Source organism: Psychrobacter sp. TS_SC_6 (assembly GCF_056156305.1).
Genome location: NZ_CM149590.1, coordinates 1,721,920 through 1,740,395 on the forward strand (window position 1 = coordinate 1,721,920; position 18,476 = coordinate 1,740,395).

At 42.1% G+C, this 18,476-nt stretch carries 15 protein-coding genes and 1 pseudogene; 4 read left to right on the forward strand and 12 right to left on the reverse strand.

Annotated elements, in window-relative coordinates; translation table 11 throughout:
* Window positions 1-43 precede the first annotated feature (43 nt).
* Both AC0J5Y_RS07265 and AC0J5Y_RS07270 read left to right on the forward strand, forming a co-directional pair.
* Window positions 44-1,525, forward strand: a complete 1,482-nt coding sequence (locus AC0J5Y_RS07265; RefSeq protein ID WP_475130084.1) for a M16 family metallopeptidase — start codon at window positions 44-46, stop codon at window positions 1,523-1,525.
* An 84-nt stretch (window positions 1,526-1,609) separates the two neighbouring features.
* On the forward strand, window positions 1,610-3,157 hold the full coding sequence (locus AC0J5Y_RS07270) for a M16 family metallopeptidase (protein WP_475130085.1): 1,548 nt from the start codon (window positions 1,610-1,612) through the stop codon (window positions 3,155-3,157).
* Between the two features lie 82 nt (window positions 3,158-3,239).
* Here AC0J5Y_RS07270 and AC0J5Y_RS07275 read toward each other — a convergent pair whose 3' ends face one another.
* Window positions 3,240-4,178 (reverse strand): D-Ala-D-Ala carboxypeptidase family metallohydrolase, encoded by a 939-nt coding sequence (locus AC0J5Y_RS07275; protein ID WP_475130086.1) that lies wholly within the window; start codon window positions 4,176-4,178, stop codon window positions 3,240-3,242.
* A gap of 258 nt (window positions 4,179-4,436) precedes the next feature.
* Here AC0J5Y_RS07275 and rodA point away from each other — a divergent pair, with 258 nt between their 5' ends.
* Complete coding sequence (gene rodA / locus AC0J5Y_RS07280) at window positions 4,437-5,579, forward strand: rod shape-determining protein RodA (RefSeq protein WP_475130087.1); 1,143 nt, start codon at window positions 4,437-4,439, stop codon at window positions 5,577-5,579.
* 1,290 nt (window positions 5,580-6,869) lie between these two features.
* A pseudogene (locus AC0J5Y_RS07285) lies at window positions 6,870-7,217 on the forward strand (septal ring lytic transglycosylase RlpA family protein); the annotation flags it as partial.
* A 166-nt stretch (window positions 7,218-7,383) separates the two neighbouring features.
* On the opposite strand, the gene radA reads toward AC0J5Y_RS07285, so the two are convergent.
* The 11 genes from radA to AC0J5Y_RS07340 form a co-directional block, all read right to left on the reverse strand.
* Window positions 7,384-8,829 carry a DNA repair protein RadA gene (gene radA / locus AC0J5Y_RS07290; protein WP_475130088.1) on the reverse strand — a complete coding sequence of 482 codons (1,446 nt, stop codon included), beginning with the start codon at window positions 8,827-8,829 and terminating at the stop codon, window positions 7,384-7,386.
* Between the two features lie 276 nt (window positions 8,830-9,105).
* Window positions 9,106-9,903, reverse strand: coding sequence for an LPS export ABC transporter ATP-binding protein (gene lptB / locus AC0J5Y_RS07295; RefSeq protein ID WP_475130089.1), 798 nt, complete (start codon window positions 9,901-9,903; stop codon window positions 9,106-9,108).
* 105 nt (window positions 9,904-10,008) lie between these two features.
* Window positions 10,009-10,578, reverse strand: coding sequence for a lipopolysaccharide transport periplasmic protein LptA (gene lptA, locus AC0J5Y_RS07300; RefSeq protein ID WP_475130090.1), 570 nt, complete (start codon window positions 10,576-10,578; stop codon window positions 10,009-10,011).
* A gap of 75 nt (window positions 10,579-10,653) precedes the next feature.
* Window positions 10,654-11,238: an LPS export ABC transporter periplasmic protein LptC gene (lptC, locus tag AC0J5Y_RS07305; RefSeq protein ID WP_475130091.1), complete on the reverse strand. Its 585-nt coding sequence runs from the start codon at window positions 11,236-11,238 to the stop codon at window positions 10,654-10,656.
* The gene (locus AC0J5Y_RS07310) at window positions 11,235-11,801 is read right to left on the reverse strand and encodes a KdsC family phosphatase (RefSeq protein WP_475130092.1); all 567 of its coding nucleotides are present in this window, start codon (window positions 11,799-11,801) and stop codon (window positions 11,235-11,237) included. The genes lptC and AC0J5Y_RS07310 overlap by 4 nt, the downstream gene beginning before the upstream one ends.
* A gap of 39 nt (window positions 11,802-11,840) precedes the next feature.
* Window positions 11,841-12,833 carry a KpsF/GutQ family sugar-phosphate isomerase gene (locus tag AC0J5Y_RS07315; RefSeq protein WP_475130093.1) on the reverse strand — a complete coding sequence of 331 codons (993 nt, stop codon included), beginning with the start codon at window positions 12,831-12,833 and terminating at the stop codon, window positions 11,841-11,843.
* 271 nt (window positions 12,834-13,104) lie between these two features.
* Entirely contained in the window at window positions 13,105-13,656 is a 552-nt protein-coding gene (gene hfq, locus AC0J5Y_RS07320; protein WP_475130094.1) for an RNA chaperone Hfq, read from the reverse strand.
* A 452-nt stretch (window positions 13,657-14,108) separates the two neighbouring features.
* Window positions 14,109-15,335, reverse strand: a complete 1,227-nt coding sequence (gene miaA, locus AC0J5Y_RS07325) for a tRNA (adenosine(37)-N6)-dimethylallyltransferase MiaA (protein WP_475130095.1) — start codon at window positions 15,333-15,335, stop codon at window positions 14,109-14,111.
* An 88-nt stretch (window positions 15,336-15,423) separates the two neighbouring features.
* Entirely contained in the window at window positions 15,424-17,163 is a 1,740-nt protein-coding gene (gene mutL, locus AC0J5Y_RS07330; protein WP_475130096.1) for a DNA mismatch repair endonuclease MutL, read from the reverse strand.
* Window positions 17,164-17,234: 71 nt separating this feature from the next.
* Window positions 17,235-17,777, reverse strand: coding sequence for a tRNA (adenosine(37)-N6)-threonylcarbamoyltransferase complex ATPase subunit type 1 TsaE (tsaE, locus tag AC0J5Y_RS07335; protein WP_475130097.1), 543 nt, complete (start codon window positions 17,775-17,777; stop codon window positions 17,235-17,237).
* A 5-nt stretch (window positions 17,778-17,782) separates the two neighbouring features.
* Entirely contained in the window at window positions 17,783-18,382 is a 600-nt protein-coding gene (locus AC0J5Y_RS07340) for a 6-pyruvoyl trahydropterin synthase family protein (protein ID WP_475130098.1), read from the reverse strand.
* Between the last annotated feature and the right edge of the window lie 94 nt (window positions 18,383-18,476).

The following is an 18,476-nucleotide window of genomic DNA, read 5'->3' on the forward strand; positions in this document are numbered from 1 at the left end:
CTGCCCGTTTAAAAGTCTCTCTTTTATATAAGTAGAACATACCATGTCTATCCCTTTATCCCGAACCACACTTTCTCTACGTCTTGCATCTGCCTTAGCCATGGCGACCACACTTGCCGCTTGTCAAACCACTACCATTAACGCCAATCCCGTGACTGCGGTCAAAAATCCAGTGCCTAAAAACATAGTTACCAAGGATGCTCAGCCATCGTCAGCGCTGACTATGGATATGTCTGGTCGCCATGAATATCAGCTGGAAAACGGTCTAAAGATAATCGTTAAAGAAGATCATCGTGCGCCTGTGGTGATGACTCAGATTTGGTATCGGGTTGGCTCAGCAGATGAGCCAGTCAATAAAGGCGGTATCTCGCATGTGCTTGAGCATATGATGTTTAAAGGCACTAGTAACGTTTCAAGCGTTGATTATGAACGCCTAATTGCTAAGTTTGGCGGCGTCAATAATGCCTTTACTAGCTATGATTATACGGGTTATTACGAGCTTTTCCCTGCCAACCGTTTTCCTTTAGCACTTGAGCTTGAAGCAGACCGGATGAAAAATTTAGTATTTAATGAAAAAGAGTTTGTCAAGGAGCATCAAGTTGTCATGGAAGAGCGCCGTCAGCGTACCGATGACAATCCACTTGCCAAAGCTTACGAATCATTTCGTTTGCTCGCCTTGCCAAATAGCCCTAAGGGCGAATCAGTCATCGGACCCATGAGTGAGCTTGAATCGATTACGCTCTCAGACTTAAAAAACTGGTATAAAACATGGTATGCACCAAATAATGCAACCTTGGTTATTGTTGGCGACGTTGAGCCCACTGAAGTCCTAACACAAGTAAAGCGATACTTTGGTGAGCTAAAACCAAGCAAGCTGCCAAAACGTCCTGAAGTGAGTCAAAAAGGTTTTCGTGGTTATCAGCAAGTAGAATCTGAGCAAGCAGTACAAGTGCCTGTATTGCTGATGGGCTATAACGTACCAAGCCTTGTGACAATAGATGCCAGCAATGAAAAGCAAGCGTATGCACTATCCCTTGCGCAAGACGTATTAGATGGCGGTTTGTCAGCGCGCCTTGAGAGTCGATTGGTACGTGAGCAAGGGCTTCTGACCACGGTGGGTACGTCTTACGATCTATTAGATCGCGGCGACGGGCTATTTTTGATACAAGCGACTCCGCGTGAAGGCGTCAGCTTAGCGCAAGCGCAGCAAGCTATCCTCTCTGAAATAGAAAAGCTTAAAACCGATGCGATTGCCACCGATGAAATTGAGCGCGCCAAAACCAATACGGTCACTGGTCTGGTATACGCGCAAGACAGCATGGAAGGTCAAGCGCGTATGATTGGCTCATTACAATCTATCGGTCTCGATGATAGGTTACTTGCTCAGCTACCCACCAAAATGGATACCGTAACGGTTGCAGACATACAAGCAGCTAGTAAAAAGTATTTGGTCAAAGACAATTTGACGGTCATGCATATTATTCCACCTAAAGAACTGGTTAAAAAGGTCGTTAAGAAAAAATAAGGTTAAAGTAATATCAGATGATGTTATCCAATATTACGACTCAAAATACCAATGACTAAGAACGCTATTAATAAGAAGAAAGATATGACTCAAACTCCTACTCTCCATGCTAAAAAGAATACTGCTCGGGTGTCATCAATAAAGCCGACATTTAAGCGACTACCCTATTTAAGTATGGGATTATTTTTGGGGCTGACTACTTTGGCCATGACCGTGCAGGCTGATGCCATTACTGGTGAGGATTATCGTACTCAGGCATCTGCAGTCGATGTCAATGCACCTATTGCTGCCTTGTCTAAGTTGACTAGCCTTGATAATGCCAAGCCTTTAAAAGTCACCGTTCCAAAGATTCAACAATTTAAGACCGAAGCGGGTGTGCCAGTCCTTTTTGTACCGACGACGGCATTACCCATTGTCGACATCGATTTACGTTTTAATGCTGGTAGCGCGCGCGACGGCAGTATCAGTAGTACAGGCTTTGGTATCGCCAATATGACAGCGACCATGCTCGAACAAGGCTCCAAACGTTTAGATGAAAACGAATTTACTCGCGCGGTTGAAACCTTAGGCATCAATCTAGGCAGCAGTGCCTATAAAGATATGTTTACGGTCTCATTACGCAGTTTATCTGACGATAAACATTTATTACCTGCCATCGATTTGATGACTCAAATGCTCATCGAACCAAGTTTCGATGAGCAAATTTTAGCCCGTAATAAAGCCCGTTTATTGGTCGGCTTGCAGCAGCAAAAACAAGACCCAAACAGCCTTGCCAGCCTTGCTTTTGATAAAGCACTCTATGGCAGCCATCCTTATGCTCATCCTTCTGTTGGTACACTTGAGACAGTACCTAATATAACAAGACAACAGCTGATAGATTTTAAAAATCGCTATCTGGTTGCCGCCAACGCTAGCCTTTCTATGACAGGTAACCTCACTTTAGCGCAAGCCAAAAAACTGGCAGAAAACATCACAGCAGGTTTACCTACTGGTCAAGCAGCGCCTATTCTGCCTGAACCAAAACCATTGACGAAGTCTCAGCATATTCATATTCCCTTTACTAGCACTCAAACGACAGTACTGATGGGGCAACTGGGTGATAAGCGTGCAACAGATCCGCAAGCTCAGCAAAAGCAAACCAGTTTTGCCGTTGGCAACGAGGTGCTTGCAGGGGGCGATTTTAATGCACGACTGATGACGGAAATTAGACAAAACCTTGGTTATACTTATGGCATTTCAGGCTCGATGAGTCCGATGCTGACACGCGGACCTTATCAGATAGGTTTTTCAACTCGCAATGATAAGGCTCGTGCCGCGATTGATGCTAGCTTAGACGTTATTAATGACACGTTAAAAAATGGCATTAATAGTACTGAGATGAAGCTGACCACGGACAACTTAAAAAACAGCTTCCCAATGGGTTTTGCCAGTAACGCTGGTATTAATGGTTTGCTTAGTATGATGAATTTTTATCAGCTACCAACAAGCTATCTTAGTAACTATGTCAATCGTATCGAACAAGTCAAATTAGCAGAGGTCAATCAGATCCTGCGTGATACCTTAAAGCCTGATGACTTCTTAATTGTGACCGTTGGTGAGGTAAATCCTTGGGATAAGAAATCGTCTAAATAGTTAATTTATTTTTCATGGTGTTATAAAAAAGCTCAGCCCATTATATATACAGGCTGAGCTTTTTTATATCTTAGAATGATCGTTAGTAGCGGCAGGCAGAGCTGCTACTGGCATGATTAAAGCCCCATTTACGATAACCATCGGTATCTAAATGTATAGCACCCGTAGAATACAACCCTAGACCAAAATTGTGCGACTGACCCTGATATTGCCAAAACTCACATAAGCTGTCTTGCATTCGGCTCAGCTGCCATGGACTATTTTCATAATCTGGCACCCAAATATCAATCGCGCCAGCTGTCATATGTTTACTGCTACTAGCTCCGCCTGCACAGTCATTTAATCCGGGACTACGATATACTGAGCGTATCTCACTGTTTGCTGGCAGAATTCCTTGGCTTTTCAGCTGACTATATAGCTGCAATGTCGGTACAATGTTTGCCCACAACTCTTGCGGTGGCAACTGATACGGCTCATAGCCACATTTTTCCCAACTGCGAGCGGTGGTCAGTAGCTGTGACAAAGGCGGTACGTTTCGAGCGCCGACACGCGCGCTTAAATAGCGCTGATAGTTTGCTACTTGGCTTGCGCGATAGCTACTACTGTTGAGCCAAGTATTAAAATCCATGCTGATAAAATCATTGTAATTGTTATTACCCGTGCTATAGGTGGTGTTATAACGCGGCGTGCTTCTATTGGTAATGACCCGTTTGTTCTCTTCTATCGATAAGCTGGCATCAAATTCAAACTCACGCTGCTTTTGCTGAATCAGTCCTTGCATACTATCGCCGCCTGACCCACTTAAGATAGTGACACCCGCATTATAAGGCGTCGCTTGCGTAGACGGCGTGATATAGGCATTGGCGCTATTATTGATACTATTGCCCTGACGTACTTGGATACGGCGCTCACTGTTATCACTAATAATAGCAGCATGGGCACTCATAGTGCTGGCACAAATACAGAGTGCAATAATAGGCTTGTGGATTTGCCTATAAACTTGTTTTGTTATTTCGATCATTGCAACAAACACCACTAAAAACGTTTTATCGATACTATCAAATTTTAAGCAAGCAAGCTAAACTATCGTCACCAATTGGCAGCGACTTATTCGTTATTAACACTTATCCTTATTATTTTTATATTGACGTTACTTTCTTACCGATAAGTTACTTTTTTTTATCGTCTGATCGGTTAAACGCTCTATAATTATCGATTTTTTAAGTCTTCTGCTAAATATAACCCTTCTTCCACGCCAACTGCCAGTCACACTTTGCCTATGTCTTCTAACCCGCAATATCGTTTTTCCCGACAGAGCCACCATTTCGGTCAAGGTCAGACACCGACCTTTTGGCAACGTAGTCACATTGATCCTTGGTTGACCCTTTTATTATTGACCGTTTGTTGTATTGGGCTAACGATTTTATATAGTGCAGCCGCCCAAGATACGAGTATGGTGCTACGACAAATGGTCAGCTATGGTGTCGCTTTTACAGTTATGTTTATCATGGCGCAGATACCACCGAGCCTTTATCGTACCTTTACGCCCATCTTTTATGTATTGGGTCTGATACTACTGGCATTGGTTGATATTATCGGGGAAGTACGCATGGGGGCGCAGCGCTGGATTAATCTACCAGGATTTGGCAGTGTGCAGCCCTCAGAGTTTATGAAGCTTGGTATGCCGATGATGTGTGCGTGGTTTTTGTCTAAGCGTGACCTGCCGCCTTCATTCTCCAGTATCGCTATTACCTTGGCGTTAATTGTGGTGCCAGTATTATTGGTTGCCATGCAGCCTGACCTTGGAACCTCATTATTGGTTGCTGCCAGCGGGCTGTTTGTATTGTTCTTGGCTGGGCTTTCGTGGCGTCTGATTGCAGGCGCGGTGGCTCTAGCCATTCCTTTTGTTGCCTTCGCTTGGAATTTTTTGTTATACGATTATCAGCGTACCCGTGTACTTACTTTATTGAATCCTGAAGCAGATATGCAAGGTGCTGGCTGGAATATCATTCAGTCCAAAACTGCTATCGGCTCCGGCGGCCTAACGGGTAAAGGCTATTTAGAGGGTACGCAGTCGCATTTACATTTCTTACCAGAAGGTCATACCGACTTTATTATCGCGGCTTTCTCTGAAGAGTTTGGCTTGCTTGGCGTCATATTATTGATGTTTATTTATGCCTGCTTATTGACCCGCGCCTTATATATCGCCTTTTCTCATCCTGATACTTATAGCAGACTATTAGCAGGTGCGATTGCGATGTCGTTCTTTGTGTATGTCTTTGTCAATGTTGGAATGGTCGGCGGTATTTTACCTGTCGTTGGCGTACCTCTGCCTTTTATCAGTTATGGGGGTACTGCCATTGTTACTTTAATGGCAGGTTTTGGCTTACTGATGTCCATTCATACGCATAAGTCAGACTAAGTATCTCCTTTCTTATACCTAAAGAGACAATATTTTAATAATATGGTCTCTTTTTTTATAGCTTTTGTAAGCGTTATCAAGGTGCAGTGAATTTTAGGAATCAAGTATTCAATAGCTTATGTTAATATCTAAAATAGTAAAAATGGCGCTAATACATAGATGGCTGAATACATAAAGAAAACATCACCCAGCAAGTTTCAAAATTGAATGGATTAACAAATAACCGCACAAATTTGACTTAAAATCTAGTTACTAAGTAACTATGCGTAAAGATAAAATGTGTAAAAATCTTAGTAAATGAGTTCATGTTTGCCCATCTTATTTGTAATCAATTACACATGAACTGTCATAAAAACTACAATTTCATTACTCCTTATTAATTCATAAGACCATGATTTAATTAACAATAAATCCAAATATAATCCTTACAAATTATACCTAATATTCAATATTTAGGATTGAATATCAGTCTGTTTTATTCCTTGTCTTTTACAATTAATTGCGTTAATCTCGTCTTAGTGGCATTTATACATAACCCATACAGACCTACTAAGAAAGTTAGCATTTAATTATATTGTCGTTGTAGCTCATCCGTATAGTTAGCAACTTGTAGATTTTAGACTTTCAAAGTCACTACTTAATTAACGGTTTAATAACAAAATTATACGTAAAACTCTCGAAATCCTTTACTAACTTAGCAATGTTAAAAAAGGCTGTTGGGCGAATATTAGTATCTGATTTTAGTTGTTGATGAATGTTTTAATTAAAATTGTTAACTATCATTTGAGCGTGTCATAAGTGGATTATTCATAATCACCAATCCAGTTATGCTCATGAATTAAAAATTACCATACGTTAGAACTTATAAAAACCGAATGATAAAGTCAGTCATTATAAAGAAGATAGATTGATATCGGTTTTGGAGTTTGCGCTAATGTTAGATTGGTCTAACACTATCTCGCTCAATCTAAGATGTTTTTAGAGTTAGGTTCTAAGGTATAAGTCATAGAGGTATTTATGAATAAGCGTTTATCTGGTTTTCTTACAATGTCAGCGGTACTATTTGCTGGCTCTGCAGTCGCTTCTAATGCAAATGCTGTAGAATCAAGAACCTCTCTTGCTATGATCTCGAAAGATAACGCCTCCCATATCGACCGTGTACTTAGTGAACTTAGTCGTCAACATGACGGCGCATCAAGCTTAGTCAAGTCTGCACGCCAACCTGCCTCATTAGCGCTTAGCAGCTCACTGTTAGCCAGTGATACCGCCCAAGTCAGTAATGATGAAGATGTGTTAGAGCGCTTAACAGCTGTTGCCTCTAACTCTGTCAGTAAATTCAAGCAAACCGGTTTAGCTTCTTGGTATGGTCGCCAGTTTCATGGTCGCAAAACCGCCAGTGGTGAAACTTTTGATATGAATGGTTTAACCGCTGCACATCGCTCATTGCCATTAAACTGTTATGTTAGAGTGACCAACAAAACCAATGGTAAAAGCGTCATCGTTAAAGTAAATGATCGTGGTCCGTTCCATGGTAATCGTGTGATGGATTTATCTTATGGTGCTGCCAAAAAACTTGGTATTACTGCTAAAGGTGTCGGCAACGTCGCTATTGAGCGCGTTTCAGGACCTTCTTCTTAAACCATTAACGTTCTAGACCATTCGCGGTTTAAGCCTTTAACGGTTTTGTAAAAACATTTTTAGATTTAACTAAAAGCGTCTAACTAATTGATAGTTAGACGCTTTTTCGTGTCTTAAATTTATAGGATTTATTTTTCTAAATATTAGCTTAACAAAATACAGCAAACTATAACTCGAACGCACTGGCGATGGCATCATCAAGACGTTCAACTGCAATGACATTAATGCCTTTGAATTGCGGCGCATCTTTTGCAGGCGCATTGGCTTTAGGGATAATAGCATGCTTAAAACCATGCTTCATCGCTTCCTTTAAACGTTCTTGTCCATTGGGTACAGGACGAATTTCTCCTGATAACCCCACTTCACCAAAGACCGCCAATGACGATGGCAAGGCTTTTTCCCTAATGCTGGATGCACAGGCTAATAATACTGCCAAGTCTGACCCTGTTTCTATGACTTTGACACCGCCAACGACATTGACATAGACATCTTGCCCGCTGGTATGGATACCACCATGGCGATGCATCACTGCTAACAGCATAGACAAGCGCTGAAAGTCTAATCCTAATGCCATACGTCTTGGTGAGCCTTGAGAGTCATCAACCAAAGCTTGTACCTCTACCAATAGCGGTCTTGTGCCTTCTCGGCTGACCATAACCACAGAGCCCGCCACGGGCTTATCATAGCGGCTCAAAAATATCGCTGATGGATTGGCGACTTCTTTTAGCCCCATATCAGTCATGCCAAAAATGCCTAGCTCATTGACCGCGCCAAAACGGTTTTTGACGGCACGAATCATACGAAAACGTGAATCAGACTGCCCCTCAAAGTACAATACCGTATCGACCATATGCTCAAGCACGCGCGGACCAGCAAGCGTGCCTTCTTTGGTGACATGTCCCACTAGAAACAGCGCTGTACCTGTTTGCTTAGCATAGCGTGTCAAAATAGCCGCTGACTCTCGAATTTGACTGACCCCGCCTGGTGCAGAGTTAATCGCATCAGTATAAATGGTCTGAATGGAATCAATAATAGCAATCGCTGGCTGCTCTTGAGTCAAAGCGGCACAAATAGTCTCAACATTGGTTTCAGCAAGTACACGAAGTCTATCCGCAGGCAAATCCAAGCGCTTTGCCCGCATAGCAACCTGTGCCAATGATTCCTCACCCGTCACATACAGAGCGCTTCCTGCCAGTGAATCCGCTTTTGCCATATTGGTCGCAGTTTGTAATAGAATGGTCGATTTTCCGATACCGGGGTCTCCGCCAATCAGTACCACAGAACCTGCAACCAATCCACCGCCCAACACACGATCAAATTCACTAATACCAGTCGGCAACCTAGTATCTAAACCTATGCTCACCGCATTGAGTGGCATCACAGCACTATGCGTTCCTGCATAATTGCCTGCCGGTGTACCAGCACCATTTGCATTACGAGGTATAGCGCGACCAGCATTGGGCTTTGCTACGTTTTTATTATGATGTGGCATACTGACGTTAGGCGCTTCAGTCAAGGTATTCCATTCGCCGCAATCACTGCATTGCCCTGCCCACTTACCAAAATGAGCACCGCAAGCTTGACAGACATAACTGGTTTTATTTTTTGCCATAATGTAGAAGCCTTATGCAGGTTTTCAAGTCTAAAAGAGAGAGTATATGAAAGGGAATGACGCTTATAAGCGTATTTTTGAAGATAAGAACTAAAGTATAAATATTAAGATAAACAAGCAGCTGCTGATCAAGAGCAATGTTTTATAGAAGGAATTTTGAGAAAAGCAAAATACACAGAACACATAGCGATTACTGACTAAGAATAGAATATACAGCAACAAATCTTATGTCAGCATGGTTAGATAAGGAATCAATCAAATAATAAGTTAGCCAATCTATACCTGAAAGTCTTTACCAAGATACACAGATTTCACCAGCTCATTTTCGAGAACTTCTTCTGAGGTACCCTCAGCAATGATAGCGCCTTCTGAGACGATATAGGCTTTTTCACAAATCGCCAAAGTCTCACGAACATTGTGATCAGTGATTAACACACCGATACCACGTCGTTTGAGCGCTAAAATGACATCTTTGATATCACCAACAGAGATAGGATCTACCCCAGCAAAAGGCTCATCTAATAAGATAAACTTGGGATCAGCTGCTAGAGCGCGAGCAATCTCACAACGACGACGTTCACCGCCTGATACGCTCATACCTAGAGATTTTCGTACATGTTCTAAGTGAAAATCACTAATGAGCTTTTCAAGCTCTTGACGCTGCTGGCTACCATTCAAATCTTTACGAGTTTGTAAAATCGCCAAAATATTGTCTTCAATAGATAGCTTACGAAAAATAGAGGCTTCTTGCGGTAAATAACCAATACCGGCACGCGCACGTTCATGCATAGCATATTTAGATAAGTCCATATTTCCCAAGGTGACACGACCTTTATCCATATTGACCAGTCCGACTACCATATAAAAACTGGTCGTTTTACCTGCTCCATTTGGACCTAACAATCCAACAACTTGTCCTTGATCAACAGAGAATGAGACATCTTTAACGACCCAACGCTTACCATAGCGCTTACCCAAATTTTGCATCGACAAACGAGCGACCGGCTCAACAGCATCATTCGCTGTTATGGTTTGATTTTCTGCTAAAATGGCATTATTTTTATTATCATTCATAACTTACTCATAAGGTGGTCGCATTTAAATAGATAGCAACCACTGAAATGTTTAATCGTTCGTTTATATTTATCGCAAGTATTATGACTTAAGTCGTCACATAGTCTAACGTATACCGCTCTGGCTGGTACCATTATTAGGCGGGAATACCAATTCGACGCGCTGATTGCCGCCCGCAGTCGCTTCCACATCACCAGCTTTTAGGCTATAACGAATGACATTACCCGCGAAGCTTGCACCATTTTGTACCAATTTTGCATTGCCCGTTAGCGTCACGATACCCGTCACAGCGTTATAGTCAATCTTATTTGCCTGACCTTTTGCCAGACCTTTTTCTTGCGTCACAACTTGCTGCATCGTCGCTGGACGCCCTGTTGCTACTGCAGAATTGATACTTCGACCTTGTGATAAATTAACCGTGATATTATCAGCGGTCATCTTAAACGTACCTTGAGTAATAACTACTGTACCAGAATAACTTGTAATACCGCTACGCTCACTATAAGTGGCTTTGTCTGCCAATAATTTAATAGGCTGATTGGCATCTGATGGCAGAGCATGGCTATATAATGGGAGCGCCAACAACATAACCACTGGCAGTGCACGCAATCTATGCGACACTTGAATAGAGCGTGTCGATAGTAAGCGTAAAGTAGGCAAAGAATTAGATTTCATGAAAATTACTCGTTTTATAATGGGTAGTAGAATTTGCAAACTTCCTGCTAGATGCTTCACTGAATAATATGCTAATTAAAACAAGGCTTTGTCTTGACGATCAGCGGGAGTAAAAGAGACAGCCACTTGACCAAATTCATAGTCGCCCGTTTCAAGATTGGCTTTCATACTCGATGCCTCAAAACGGTTCATGCCTTGTTCAACCTTAACTGGCTCATTACTATACACTTGCCCTGACTTGGTATTGCCTTTCAATGTGGCACCAGTGACTTTAATAGGTTCAACATTGGCATTGGCCGTCTTACCCTCACTGATTAAAGAGAAACCGCCCGATAAGCTCAGCTCGCCCGTCTGCTGACTGATAGCCGCTGTACCCGCTTCGATACGATAACGCTGATCATCTGAAGGTTCCCAGTTCATGGTAATGCCTTTCATCTCATCTTTATTGGTCACCGGATTGTGCGTCAATGACTCAGCGCTCAGCTCATACTCGGTCTCACCTTGCTCATTCGTTTGTACCGCTTTAATATCTGTTGCTTCATAATCGACATCAGAGGTTTCAATATTGACTGGCGGCGTGATTTCCCCTTGCTGCTTAAAAAACCAACCAGCAAGACCAGCTATGATCAAGGTAATGACTATTAAAACACGAGTATTCACGATAAGTCATCCTGATTCTTTACTTCATCAAGCGTATAGTGCGCGATAAAGTCTTGGTAATGTCCATGACCCTTTAAAATGAGATCACATACTTCACGTACGGCGCCTGTACCGCCGACTCGCGTGGTCACCATATCACTGCGATTGATAACCTCCGCTTGGGCATTTGGCACAGTAGCAGCAAATCCTACTGTTTGCATGGCTTTGATATCTGGCAAATCATCACCCATATAAGCGCAATCAGCGGCTGTGATATTAAGCGCCGGATCAAGGCTTGCAAGCAGCTCGTTTAATGCTACTAACTTATCATCACGTCCTTGAACAATATAATCTACGCCAATTTCAGTGGCGCGTTTATCGACCATAGGACTGCTACGACCGGTAATAATCGCAGTCAAAATACCATAACGGGCTAATGATTTAACGCCTACACCATCATAGACAGAAAACGCTTTAGTCTCAGCACCATTGGCATCATAGATAATTTGACCATTTGATAAAATACCATCAACATCCATGACCAATAACTTCACTTGTCCGGCTTTTTTGATTAAGTCTTGCATCAGTCATCTCTTTTATTAATAGATATTCTAATATAACGCTTATTTTACACCAGCTTGTAGTAAATCATGTACCGTAATAATGGCTTCTAGGCGCTGGTCATCATCGATAATAAGCAATTGACTGATAGCATTTTCATTCATCACGCTAAGCGCATCTGATGCTCGCATGGATTTACTGATACGACGAGGGCTACTCACCATCAGCTCACGCATCGGGGTCTGCAAATCAATGCCTTTTTCCAATCCTCGCCTTAAGTCACCATCGGTAAATATACCGACTACTTTTTTCTCATCATCCGTGACCACCGTCATGCCCAATCGCCCAGCTGACATGATAAATAGTGCTTTTTGTAACGGTGCTTGCTGATTAATGAGTGGCAAGTCCTCTGTTTGGGTATGCATCAAATCTTCTACACGGGTCAGTAATTGACGACCCAATGCACCTGCAGGATGCGATAACGCAAAATCTTCTGAGGTAAAATTGCGGGCATGCACCAAGGCAACTGCCAATGCATCACCGAGTGCTAGAGTTGCTGTGGTACTTGAAGTAGGAGCCAGATTAAGTGGACAAGCTTCTTGAGACTTACCAAGAGTTAATACAATATCCGCTGCATGAGGTAACATACCGCGTTTGTCTCGGCTGATACTAATCAGCGGAATATTTAAATGCTTGACCACTGGCAAGAGCATTTTTATCTCATCTGACTCACCAGAGTTAGAAATGGCAAGCAAAACATCCCCTTTGACCAACATTCCGAGGTCACCATGTCCTGCTTCACCAGGATGCATAAAAAATGCCGGCGTACCAGTAGAAGCAAATGTCGCCGCTATTTTACGTCCGATTAATCCCGACTTACCCATACCCGTTACAACCACGCGACCCTGACATGCCAAAATGATGTCACAAGCCTGAGCGAACCTATCATCTATTTGCTCGGTCAGTAATGCTAGTGCCGCCTTTTCAGTATTGATGGCATCAATAGCGGTACTAATAAATTGCTCATGGGTTAGATTGCGTTCAGGACTATTCATACAGTGACTCTATATTTTATTAGTTTTTTTGCAATGACTCTATGTTTTTGGCTGTATATTCTTATAATTTGATGAATCATTTTACTATACATTTTATAATACTATGAACCATATTAATAATTATGGTCAATATTAATATGATGCTGTAGGAATACAGTCATAAGGCTATCGTAGATACATTAAAATGTTATTGCTTATAAGAATATCCATACAAAAAAACCCACTATAATAGTAGGTCTCAATAGGATATCTCATGTCTTAGTAGAAGGCTCTAAGAGTTGCTATCATCAGACTCGTCATTAGGTTTGTTGTCATAACCGACATTCTCTGACGGCGCTTCAAAACCACGATCTTGACCAAAACCACCACGCTCAAAACCGCGCTCTTGACCTTGACCAAAGCTACCTCGCTCAAAACCGCGCTCTTGGCCTTGACTAAAGCCTCCACGATTAAAGCCACTACGATTGGCAAAACCGCGTTCTTCAAAGCCGCCACCAGTAGCTGGATTTGCGCTACTGCCACGCTCAAAACCACCGCTCACACCGCCACTTTGACTCGGATAGCCCATTGGTGCTGCGCCTTGGCTTTGAGTAGTCGCGCTTGGCGTTGTGCTGCTACGAGGATTACGTGCTGGGACGACTGTTGAGATAGCATGCTTATATACCATCTGACTGACGGTATTTTTCAGCAAAACCACATACTGATCGAATGATTCTATTTGACCTTGCAGCTTAATACCGTTCACTAAAAAAATAGACACAGGAATGCGATCTTTGCGCAGTGAGTTCAAGAACGGATCTTGTAAAGTTTGTCCTTTTGACATGAAATCTCTCCTAAATATTATATAATTATTGTTAGCGCTAATTATTTTAAGGGTTACTGCAATTATAATGGCTAAGGGTAGATACAATAATAAGTTTTATTTATAAAACATATATAAATTAGTGCTAAAGCTTGTTAAGTCATTCTACTTTATCGTGAATATGTCACTATTTTCATAAATTAAGTAACCAAGTGTTACATGGATGACCTCTATCACCAAATGTTGATGAATAATCACTAAAAAGCAGTTAACGCTTGCAACAGTTAACACTTTCATATAATCAAATTATAACAGTTATATACATTATACTTTGAAACTAATTGTCATTACTTTCGTATCTTTATATGATGTTATACGGTCATGCTATGTCTTTATTACTGCAGCTCCACCATTAATAGTACAGAATACCAATGGTCTGACAAATCTAGATATAGGCAAACGACTGATATCATTCATTGAACCAAATATGCTCTCGCCTGCTCCATAGTGCTAAATGAGTGCAAAATTAACTTATTTTTTTGAAGACCTGTCACATCATTAGAGCCAACAATGGATGTCGACGGCGCTGTTATTGATTCTGTTGCAGGCACTGCTGCTGTATCAGACAGTTGCATCACTTTTCGCAGCCACGTGTATTGGCGCTTTGCTAACTGCCTTGTAGCATATAATGCCTTATTTTGCATTTGCTGACAAGCAAGCGCTTCGGTTTGGTCAATTGCCATCGGTAGATGTGTCTGAGTTATGCTACCTTGAACCGTGGTATCTTGCTCTTTACTTTCATTACTTGAGGGTTCCGATTGAGCAAAGGCATCATAAAACTGCGCTTTATCCAAATGGGGCTGTTCAAATACAGGGTGATTAGTCTGTACTAGATACTCTAATACTTGTCGATAACCAACGCAGCGCATCGAAGGTAAACTTGGGATCAGAGGATAATGCTCAAGCAAACTGATAACCTCCGCTACCAATCCCTCATTCCACATGATATCTAATCGCTGTTCAATACGCGTATGTAACCATGGACGGTCTGGCATAACCGCTAATGCATGCCACTGCTGATTAGGACTATGTGCCAATGCCTGCTTGGGCTGACGCTGCCACTCACTGATAGGAATATCAGTTTGCAAATATACTTCAACAGCACGGGTAATACGCTGGGTATCAGTTGCATTAAGACGCTCATGGCTGATAGCATCAACTTTACCAAGATAATCATATAGCGCACTGATACCCTCATCTTGGCGCCACTGCTCAACGCGCGCGCGAACACTGTCATCACTATCAGGCACTGGTGAGAGTCCATCAAGTAATGCCATGTAATACATCATCGTACCGCCGACCAACAAGGGTATTTTGCCATTCTGATGACAGCTATCAATCAATCTTGACACATCATTGACAAACTCAGCGACACTATAGCTTTGCATGGGATCAATGATATCGACCAGATGATGGGGATATCGTGCCAGCTCAGCAGCATTTGGCTTTGCTGTACCCACCGTCATGTCACGATACACCAATGCTGAATCTACCGAAATCAGCTCATAACGACCGCTATCATGAAGCTCATAAGCCAGCGCTGTTTTGCCACTCGCGGTTGGTGCCATCAAGCACACCACGCTATTGTCCGCCAAATTGGGAATTAAGTAAGAAGATAGGCTATCAGACGAAAGTCGCATATATTTGCCTGTGATGGTCATTTTTTGAAGAATAAAAAGACAAGCAGTATGTATCAATTATAGAAAATGCAATATTTTCATAATACCGCTATTTAAGCGCAGATGATAACATCAATGTGACTAATTGATGACTATCAATAGAGTGAATAGCATATTTGCTCAGTATGGCTTCCATATCTGCTACAAAAGCTCGTGCATCTTGTACAGACATTTGCATGCTTATCTCCGCCAATTGCTGATTGATAGTAGTACTATTTAATACTTTGATGTTGTTATACATAGTGTTGCTAAAGACAGTGGCTTCAAACAATACTCTTAATCTTAACTGCCATCTTTCAGCACTAATTAGCGCACACTGCCCTTGATAATAAAATAGCAACCAAGGCAGCGCTTTAGCGTCATTGCTATGTATAACTGAAGAATCTACCAAACCAGTAACACTACCTATAACTTCTAAGCAAACTGGTAAAGGTGGTGTGTTTACAGGGTAACTATTAACAGCATAACGACTGTCTTCTACAGGCTCATCAATATGAAAGTGTTTAATACTTTCGGATAATGACTCATTTTCTGACAGCTGATATGGTTGCTTAGGAGCTTGCACTTTCTGAATTACCGTTGCATTATTGGTAGATAATGTTGTTGAGTCTAACGCATTAAACGACTTTCTTGTAGAGATGTTATCATTTGGTGCTCCCTCTTTAGAGCGAACAATTTTCGCGGTATTCATCGTTCTTAGCTTTGCACGAACCGCATGGTTCAAATGTGCCATGATATTGTTTAGCGGACTGATTTTGATGCGCTGTTTGGAAGGATGAACATTAACATTGAGCCACTGAGTCGGTAATTCAAAATAAAGCGCATAACCCATACCTGCTAGCTGTACACTTTGAACCATTTGACGAAGCTGATTGCTAATTAATGCCTCTTTTATCAACCTGCCATTTACATAAATGAGCTTTGGTAAACTATGGTTGGCATCTTGACTTGCCCACAACCAACCGCCAATACTCGCCGGTTGCATAGCATTTGCATTATCCGCGTATCCACCATGAGTAACAGGAGATATACTAGGTTGCTGCTGCGTTAGGCTAGATAAATCAACCTCGACTTCAATGGCCTGCTCTGTAAGTGCCAATCCAGTCGCTTGCTCCAAACGTGATAGCGGCAAATATTTTTCAGTGTCTTCACTTATGGTGTTTACCGACAATGACAGCCTTTTTTTATTATCATGAAAAAGCGTCAGCGCCACATCAGCGCGTGCTAAAGCCACTTCACGAACAATCGTTTCGATATGACTAAACTCAGTTGCGATAGATTTCAAATTACCTCGGCGAGCAGGCACATTAAAATATAAATCTTTGACTGTAATAGTAGTACCGTGATGATGCACAACCGGTATCAACTTTGGCGTATCGCCCAATATACCGGCAACTTGCAACTGGCGACCTATACCACTATCGTCATGACTGCTGGTCAATGTCAGACGCGAGACAGCAGCCGTCGCTGCCAGTGCTTCCCCGCGAAAACCCAACGTTGTAATACCATGCAAGCGTGCCACATCAGCGACTTTGCTAGTGGCATGACGCGTGATCGCCATGACTATATCATCAGGATGAATACCTACGCCGTTATCAATCACCTCAATCATACCCATGCCACCTTGGGTAATACGCACCTCGATATCTGTGGCATGCGCATCAATCGCATTTTCAAGTAGCTCTTTGACCACTGCTGCTGGACGCGTCACGACCTCACCCGCTGCTAATTGATTAATAAGCAGCGGTGATAGTTTTTTGATACGAGTATTGGTATGACTATGTAGCATTGATGGGTATCATATATTGAAAATAATAGAGGTAGATTTTAAGGCTTTAAACGTCTGTAGCACGATTTGGACTAAAGATTTAGACCGGATAAGTCCAAACCTTGTGCTTGTCCTGCCTCTGACAATCGTATTGCAACTTTGCGAGATTCTTTATCATTATTACTATTACTTTGAGTCATATCAATAAACATACTAGGCAGCGGCAAATAGCTGTCCGCACGGCTCGGCCATTCAATGATAACCAACGCATTTGGCTCATCCAAATATTCATCAAAGCCAATAAAAGACAGCTCTTCTGGATCTTGCAAACGATATAAATCAGCATGATAAACAGGTTTGATTGAGCCGTCATCTTGGGTAATACTATAAGGCTCAACCAAGGTATAAGTCGGACTTTTAACTGCACCTTGATGACCCAATGCTTGCAACCAATAGCGAGTTAGTGTCGTTTTACCTGCACCCAAATCTCCTGCCAGCCATACACTACCTGTCAGCGGCAAGTCCGCCAATTTCTGAGCCAGTGCTTGCGCCTCGGCTTCTGAATGCAGCGTCAAAATCTGCAAGTTCTTATCACCACTTATAGCTGCGTTTTCAATCGTTTGATTATTATTCATTAAACTCAATCCACCTGTACTTGCATTGTGACTGCTGGATTAACGAAACGCTCACCACATATCAACTTGGTATACAGCTCAGGGTCATGCCACTCAGCACGAACTTGCTCGCTAAATTCAAACGCATCTAAATCAAGTTTGCCCATTTGCTCATTGGCCACATCATCAGCAAAACACTGTGCGTAACCTGTGGCTGTCTCGTGGGCAATCACCGAGTACACGCTGACATCTGTCTCACCGTTTTGCATTTGGGTTTGCTTTAAAATCTCTTGCGCCCAAAAAAATATCACGCGCGAGAACTGCTCTGCCGATGGTGATACTGGCAAGCTTATCCAACGCGCACTAAATTTTTTGCAAGCAGCAATATATTCCGGATCGTCTTTATTCCAAAAACAAATGGCATGATCAAAACTGTCAATGATGTCTTTGATCGAAGATTTTAGTAGACCAAAATCATAGACCATCTGTCCATGATCCAAGCGTTTGGCTTCAAGAATCAATTCAATCTGATAGCTATGACCATGGATAGAATGTTTACAACGCTCAGAGCTACAATTGCGAACAATATGAGCGTTTTCAAATTTAAACAGTTTACGGATACGCATGATAGTCAACCAAAACAGTAAGCATCTTTGTGCTAAATAGGAGTTTGCCGCATCTGGTCATCGGCTTGTCACTCATTATAGCAAATTGCCATGT